The sequence below is a fragment of the Hydrotalea sp. AMD genome (assembly GCF_004100315.1).
Taxonomy (GTDB): domain Bacteria; phylum Bacteroidota; class Bacteroidia; order Chitinophagales; family Chitinophagaceae; genus Hydrotalea; species Hydrotalea flava.
Window position 1 is genome coordinate 1 of record NZ_SCKY01000045.1, and the last position, 8,076, is coordinate 8,076.

The following is an 8,076-nucleotide window of genomic DNA, read 5'->3' on the forward strand; positions in this document are numbered from 1 at the left end:
GCATCGGTAACCGGGGGAAATACATTATCGGCACTAAAAGCAACCGATTTGGAAATGAGCACCCGTGCAGGTGAAGTATTGGTAATCATTCCTTCAATCACTAATACAGGGGGGGCGTTTTTTAAATCAACATTGATGATTTTTTTACAGGAAAAAAACAACAACAATGAAACTACCAGAATTCCGGATAGGATGCGCATACATTTAAAATTTAAAGTTCCAGGTAATGCTTGGAATAAACCGAAATAAAGAAGTTTGCTGAGCAACCGTTTTATTGGGATTATTGGGATCATCAATAAACGTAATAAAATAGGGATTTTCGCGGCCATACACATTATATACTCCAAAAGTTAAACTGCTTTGGTATTTGAGGTAGGGATTTTTTTTATTTTGTACCGTTGCTGCAATATCTAAACGGTGATAGGCGGGCATACGGTAACCATTGCGCTCGGTATATAAAAAAGTAGTTTGGTTGTTCACCCGGTATTTACCACTGGGAAAAGTAACTGCATTACCGGTATTGTATACCCAATTGGCAGAAAGTGTCCACCGTTGGTTAAGCCGGTATATACCCACCGTGGTAATGGCATGCGTTTGGTCTTGCCGAGCCGGAAAATAATTCTCATTGTTAATACTTGCAAATTTTCTTTCGGTGCGTGAAAGGGTATAACCGATCCATCCCGTTAATTTACCCATTTTCTTTTTGGCGAAAAACTCAACACCATAGGCCCTTCCTACCCCATATACCAACTCATTCTCTACATTATCATTGGCTTGCAAATCTGCGCCGTTTTTATAATCAATTTGGTTTTGCAACCATTTATAATACGTTTCCACCGAAAACTCATATACCTGATTCTTTGAATTTTTATAATAACCCAGGGCCACCTGATCTGCAATTTCAGGTTTTACATTATTGGTACTGGGTAACCACAAATCGGTGGGTGTACCTACCGTTGAATTACTGAGCAAATGCAGGTTTTGAACATTTCGGTTATATGAAAATTTCAGCGAGGTATTGGTATTAAGCAGATAACTGGCACTAAACCTGGGTTCTAAATTCCAATAACTGGCAACGGTATGTCCTTTAGGTACATGTAGCGTATCAATGGTATTGCCATTGCTATCGTATTGATAATAATTACCCGGGCCAACGGCCGATAAATTCGAAAGGCGTACGCCGTACACAATATTCCATTTATCATCAAAACTCAATTCGTGAGATACATATATAGCACTTTCATAAGAGTAGCGGTTTTGAATGGTAGCACTTTTTAAGTTAGAGGTGGCCGTTGCAGTAATGACACCTGGCGATACGGTATGATGAATAATGTTACCACCAAATTTTATTTTATTATTGTTATTGATGAAATAATCAAAATCCTGCTTCAGATTCAGGTCCTGAATTTTAGAAGTAATTTTAAACTGATCGGTACCCGATTTAATGCGAATAACATAATTATAATTACTAAAAATAAGTGATGTGTTAGAGAATAGTTTATTACTCACAATATGGTTCCAACGCAGGGTGCCGGTGGTATTACCCCAATCGCTGCCAAAGGTTTCGCCAAAGCCCAGTACATCACGACCAAAATAACCCGATAAGTATAAATGGTTTTTTTTGTTGAGTGTATAATTGGCTTTCAGGTTTAAATCATAAAAATATAAGGTATTGGAATTAATGGCCGAATCGGGTGATAGTTTCAAAAATAAATCGGCATAGGTTCGGCGGCCGCTAATAATAAAAGAGCCTTTGTTTTTTACAATGGGCCCTTCCACAGTTAACCGCGATGAGATTAAACCTACGCCACCATCAACGTGGTAGGCTTTGTCGTTACCATCTTTCATTTTAATATCCACCACACTACTCAGCCGGCCGCCATATTGAGCCGGCATTCCCCCTTTGTATACAGTAACATCTTTAATGGCATCTGAATTAAACGTAGAAAAAAATCCCAATAAGTGCGAGGCATTGTACACAGGCGCTTCATCCAATAAAATTAAGTTCTGATCGGCACCTCCACCCCTTACAAAAAAACCACTGTTGCCATCACCCGCTGATTTAATGCCGGGTAATAATTGTATAGATTTTAAAATATCTTTTTCGCCCAGTAATACCGGCAATTCATTTACCTCACGCAGGTTCAGTTTATCTACCCCCATTAAGGGACTGGCAACATTTTCATTTTTCTTTTTGGTAGAAACCACCACTTCCTGCAGGTTATTGGCAATAGGAATCAAATTAAAATTCTGTTCACGGTTTTGGGTAAAAGCCACAGCTTGGGTAATGGTTTCATATCCCGAATAACGAACGATAACTGTGTAGGTGCCCTGCTTTACGGTAATAGAATAAAAACCATAGGCATTGCTGGTAACCCCTATGCCGGGTAATTCTTTCAATTGAATAACTGCACCAATCAATAACTCGCCGGATGATTGATCGCGTACCACACCATTTAAAGTAAATTTAGATTGTGCTAATATTGCTGTAGCTGTGCAAACTGATAACAACAATAACCAGGCCCTCAAAAAGCCGCATTTCCGCATAATACCGTTACTTTTAATAGTTATTGCAACAAATGATTGCCCGATTGGTTTATTGCAGGGCAAAGATGCGCCATAAAATATCAATAAATCATGCATTTGTATGAAACAGCATTCCCTCTGTAACAGAAAATAACAGAAAAATAATCAATACTATTTTCCCAAATGTTAATTGGCGTCAATGCTACTGCTACCGCCCACACCGCGTATTTCAATTACACTATCAACAATAAATTTTTGCATGCCGCGCCAGGGTAATGCACCCATATATAGTTTATAATGCAGGTTCATATCACGCCCTGAGTTTTTTTCTAACAGGGCTGCCACTTGCGGATTGGTAACGCTGAAAGAAAACTCGTTGCTTTGTACATTGGCTTTAAATCCACTTTGTATAATTTTACCTTCATAGGTTTTAAAAATGATGCCTTTGTGCTGAAAAGTGTTGAGTACACCAGCTTTAGTACCGGTGGCAAATACAAAATAAAAATGCCAGTAAAACCAGCCTGCCCCAATTATCACCAAAATAATGATGGCATTACGCAACCATTTTCTTGCTTTCATATTAAAAATATTTGTCTACAAGATACACCAGTCCGGCCATATTAATAGCTCCCAGTAATAATTCTCTTTTATTCACGGCTTCAAATACATCGGCTTTGGTATGGTGAATATCAAAATAGCGCTGATTATCGGGCATTAAACCACAGGCAGGAATTTTAAAATGGCGGGCTAACGGACCAATATCGGCGCCTCCACCGCCGGCTGCAATAACATCAGTACCATAGGGTTGTAATAAAGGAATCCAACTTCTGATCATGGCTAATTTTTCGGGTGAAGTACTACAGCCAAAACCGCGGGGCGTAAAACCACCTTCATCACTTTCCAAAGCAAAAATGGGCTGATCGGTTTGCATAGCAGCTACACGAGCATATTCATTGCCGCCTCGCAAACCATTTTCTTCATTGGCAAATAATACTAAATGAATACTATGTTTAGGGCGATAACCTACTGCTTTAAAAGCCCTTGATATTTCTATGGTTTGCACCACACCAGCCCCATCGTCATGCGCCCCCTCCCCTTCATCCCAACTATCTAAATGGCCACCAACGGTAATGTATTGCTGTGGTTGCTCGGTACCTTTTAAAACACCAATTACATTATAGCCAATGGTATCGGGTAAAAAATGGCCATGTGTTTCTAAATGCAACTGAACGGGCATGCGTTGGCACCAGGCAAATAAACTGTCTGCATCCTGCAAACCCAAGGCAGCGGCGGGTATTTTAGGCAAAGAATCGTTATAGGCCATTACCCCGGTATGAGCATTATTATCGGTTGAGCCACTCAACGAACGAATAATAATACCTATGGCGCCATATTTGGCTGCTATAGATGCACCATTACGCCGGTAAACCCCTGATTCGCCATAAGCCCGGCCCGGAATAATATAAGTGGGATTAAACGGATAATTAAAAAATACAATTTTACCCTTTGCTTCTGCTTTTCTCGCTTCTAATTCTGCAAAATCATGCACAGCTAATACCGGTGCCGTTATGCCACCCGGCTTTGCACCCAACGAATTGCCCAAAGCGGTAACCGACAAAGATTTGTTCACCTTACGGCTGCCTATTTGCACTACGGTAGCCACATCTTTTCCGCCACGCACCCAATGTGGCACCATACATTGCTGTATGTACACCGTATCGGCACCCATCTCTTTCATAGCTTGTTGGCCCCACAATACCGCTTTCATGAACTGTGGCGAGCCGGCCAACCGCCCTCCAATTTGTTTGGTGAGCTGGCGAAGCAGATCATATGCCTTTCCATTGATTAAAACATCATCCGATATTTGTTTAATCAGCAAACTATCGCTTAGCTGTTGTGCAAATGCCATACTAGGTACCATCCATATAACCAATAATAATTTTTTCATCATAGCCGTTCAGGGTTTATTGAGTCGAATAAGCATTTTTATAAAAAATCATCAACACGATAAAGATAATGGAATTCGCCTTTCATTTACCCGCCCCATTGGCATCCATCTTCCACCCATATTCGGGTTTACAGCATTGCGCAACGCTGTTGAGTTGAACTTGTCCCTAACCAATCCCGAAGAAATCCCATAAAAAATACCAGCAGGAAACACACCGGAAGCACCTTTTTCAGTAGCGACTACCCCAACAAAACCTGACAATTTTACAGATGATCAACGTTAATTTAACCTGCCTTTTCAAAAAGTAAATGCTAATAATTGAACTGAAAGCATAAATAGTTGTTACTTAGCACAAATAATCAGTTGAATCATGCGCATTGGTATCGTTTGTTATCCAACATTTGGCGGAAGTGGTGTATTGGCAACAGAATTAGGAAAGGCATTGGCCGATGAAGGCCATCAGGTACACTTTATTACTTACCAGCAACCCGTAAGGTTGAATGAATTTAATACCAATATTTTTTACCATGAAGTGCGGGTACCCACTTACCCTTTATTCGATTATCCGCCTTATGAAGTGGCCTTAGCCAGTACCATGGTGGATATAATTATTAACCACGATTTAGATTTATTGCATGTACACTATGCCATACCCCACGCCTCTGCTGCTTATATGGCCAAGCAGATTGTAAAAAGTAAGAATGGGCGAAATGTTCCGGTAATTACTACCCTCCATGGTACCGATATTACATTGGTAGGCCGGGATAAAACCTATGAGCCGGTGGTAACTTTTTCCATTAATGAAAGCGATGCCATTACTGCTGTTTCGCAAAACCTGCGGGAAGAAACCTATAAAAGTTTTGCCATTACCAAAGAAATAGAAGTGATAACCAATTTTGTAGATGTGCATCGGTTCAACAAAAAACCCTTTGATGCTTTTAAAAAAGTAATTGCCCCTGCGGGTGAAAAAATTTTGGTGCATGCCTCTAATTTCAGAAAAGTAAAACGGGTGCAGGATGTGATTAAAGTATTTGCCGAAGTGCGAAAATACCTGCCAGCAAAATTGTTAATGGTGGGCGATGGCCCGGAACGGCCGGTGATGGAAGAACTGGTGCGTGCTTTAGGTGTAATGGATGATGTGCGTTTTGTGGGTAAACAAGAGCAGATGGAAGAAATTTTAGCCGTGAGTGATGTATTTTTATTACCCAGTGAATATGAAAGTTTTGGTTTAGCTGCATTAGAAGCCATGGCCGCTAAGGTAGTGGTAATTAGTACTAACGCAGGTGGCTTGCCGGAGATTAATATACAGGGGAAAACCGGCTTTATGGCCAATGTGGGCGATGTGGCTGCCATGAGCGAATTTGCCATTACCATTTTAAAAGATGAGCAAAAACTGAATAAAATGAAGCATGCTGCTTATGAGCAGGCCAAACATTTTGATATCGCGAATATTATTCCCCAATATGAAAAATTATATGGTAGGTTTTGCAGAATGAATATTAAAGACGCTGAGAAAAAGCAGACAATGAAGGAATAGAATGTGCAACGGAAGGTGCCATATATTTTTTTAGACACGAATTACACCTATACATACGAATATGCAATAAAAAACATTCGTGCATTCGTGGCAACAACACTTCGCCAATATTTTTATTCTACCCCCGTATCAATAATACTTTGCAACACAATGCCTGCTATTTTTTTCAATTCATTTTTTTGGATACACAAAGGCGGGGCAATACGCATGGCTTGTGACCTGAATAAAAACCAATCAGTAATTAAGCCGTGTTGAATACATTGGTGAATTACTTTATAATTGGTTTCAAAACTATCAAACTCAACCGCCATCCACAAACCTGCACTTCGAATGGTTTTAATGGCAGGATGCTGTAAATGCATTTTTAAAAAACTTTCTTTCTCTTTTACAGTTTTGGTAAAGTTACGATCCAGCAATACCTCAAAAGCAGCTTTACCAGCAGCACAGGAAACCGGATGGCCGCCAAAAGTGGTAATATGGCCTAAAACAGGATCGTGTGTAAGTAACTGCATAAATTCCCTCGCTGCAATAAACGCCCCCAATGGCATACCGCCGCCTAAAGCTTTTCCCAACAATAAAATATCTGGAACAATTCCGGTTTGTTCAAAGGCCCAAAGGGTACCCGTTCTGCCAAAACCCGATTGTATTTCATCGGCAATCAGCATTACCCCATTGGCAGTGCATTTGTCTCGTAAAGCCTGCAACCATTCGTTGGCAGGGCGTACAATACCGGCTTCGGCCTGCACCATTTCAACCACCACACAGGCGGTATTTGCATCAATAGCTTCAAGTGCGGCATCGCTGCCATATTCCAGATGATACACTTCCGGTAATAAGGGCCGGTAAGCATTACGCCAATATTCACTACCCATTATACTTAAAGAGCCCTGTGTACTGCCATGATAGGCATTATGGAAGGCCTGTATTTTGGTACGGCCTGTAATGCGTTTGGCCAATTTCATGGCACCTTCAGTAGCTTCCGTTCCGCTATTGGTAAAATACACACAGTTTAAAGTAGCCGGCAAATAATCGGTTAATAATTTGGCATAGGCCACCTGTGGTTGCTGGATAAATTCGCCATACACAATCAGGTGCATGTATTCTGATGCCTGTTGCTGAACGGCACTCACTACTTTGGGATGGCTGTGCCCAATATTGGCCACACTAAACCCGGAAATACCATCTATATATTCCTTTCCATGCACATCAAACATATAAATACCGTGTGCCCGCTGCATTTCTATGGCAATTGGCGCATCAGAGGTTTGTGCAATATGTTTTAAAAAAAGTTGCCTGTAATTCATACTCAACAATACATTAGCTTTGAAAATATAAAACGAAGTTATACATTCGGTGAATGATTGATTGTATAAAAAAGTTATCTAACAAATTTTTATGGCTATTATTCTCCCAGTTGAAAATGTGCATCCGCAATTTGGGCACGATTGTTTTGTGGCACCCAATGCCACGATAGTAGGTAAAGTGGTGATGGGCAACCAATGCAGTGTTTGGTTTAATACGGTAATTCGTGGCGATGTAAACACCATTACCATGGGTAACCGGGTAAATGTGCAGGATGGCGCTGTAATACACTGTACGTATCAAAAAAATGCAACGGTTATTGGCAATAATGTATCTATTGGGCATAATGCCATTGTACATGGCTGCACGGTGCACGACAATGTACTGATTGGTATGGGTGCTATTGTAATGGATCGCTGCATAGTACATAGTAATGCGGTTATTGCAGCAGGCGCTGTGGTGTTAGAGGGAACCGTGGTAGAGGCCGGTTGTGTGTATGCAGGCGTACCGGCGAAGAAGGTTAAAGAAGTATCGCAGGAATTATTAGAAGGCGAAATTAATCGCATAGCGAATAATTATACTTTTTATGCCGGCTGGTTTGCCGATGCAAATGCATGTCCGAAACAATAATGATGCAATATAAACGTTATATACACAACATGATATTCTCTAAAAAAATAGTATGGGTGATGAGTATCTGCCTGATACTCTCCGCCTGCGGTTTATTCAATCATGCCAACCGAAATGGCTGCCCGTCGAACGG

7 protein-coding genes are annotated in these 8,076 nt (G+C 40.8%); 2 read left to right on the forward strand and 5 right to left on the reverse strand.

Annotation, left to right across the window (positions count from 1 at the left end):
- From EO766_RS17325 to EO766_RS17340, 4 genes are all read right to left on the reverse strand, one after another.
- The coding region (locus EO766_RS17325) for a hypothetical protein (RefSeq protein ID WP_502697237.1) at window positions 1–200 on the reverse strand (200 nt) is incomplete at its 3' end.
- 4 nt (window positions 201–204) lie between these two features.
- Window positions 205–2,547, reverse strand: coding sequence for a TonB-dependent receptor (locus tag EO766_RS17330; protein WP_074420257.1), 2,343 nt, complete (start codon window positions 2,545–2,547; stop codon window positions 205–207).
- A gap of 165 nt (window positions 2,548–2,712) precedes the next feature.
- On the reverse strand, window positions 2,713–3,105 hold the full coding sequence (locus tag EO766_RS17335; protein WP_074417452.1) for a DUF8785 domain-containing protein: 393 nt from the start codon (window positions 3,103–3,105) through the stop codon (window positions 2,713–2,715).
- Window position 3,106: 1 nt separating this feature from the next.
- The gene (locus tag EO766_RS17340) at window positions 3,107–4,477 is read right to left on the reverse strand and encodes a M28 family peptidase (protein WP_074420248.1); all 1,371 of its coding nucleotides are present in this window, start codon (window positions 4,475–4,477) and stop codon (window positions 3,107–3,109) included.
- A gap of 367 nt (window positions 4,478–4,844) precedes the next feature.
- Here EO766_RS17340 and bshA point away from each other — a divergent pair, with 367 nt between their 5' ends.
- Entirely contained in the window at window positions 4,845–6,011 is a 1,167-nt protein-coding gene (bshA, locus tag EO766_RS17345; protein ID WP_074420247.1) for an N-acetyl-alpha-D-glucosaminyl L-malate synthase BshA, read from the forward strand.
- A 113-nt stretch (window positions 6,012–6,124) separates the two neighbouring features.
- Here bshA and EO766_RS17350 read toward each other — a convergent pair whose 3' ends face one another.
- A complete protein-coding gene (locus tag EO766_RS17350; protein ID WP_074420246.1) occupies window positions 6,125–7,315 on the reverse strand; it encodes an aspartate aminotransferase family protein in 1,191 nt (396 codons plus the stop codon).
- 91 nt (window positions 7,316–7,406) lie between these two features.
- On the opposite strand from EO766_RS17350, the gene EO766_RS17355 reads away from it, so the two are divergent.
- On the forward strand, window positions 7,407–7,943 hold the full coding sequence (locus tag EO766_RS17355; RefSeq protein ID WP_074420245.1) for a gamma carbonic anhydrase family protein: 537 nt from the start codon (window positions 7,407–7,409) through the stop codon (window positions 7,941–7,943).
- Window positions 7,944–8,076: the final 133 nt, after the last annotated feature.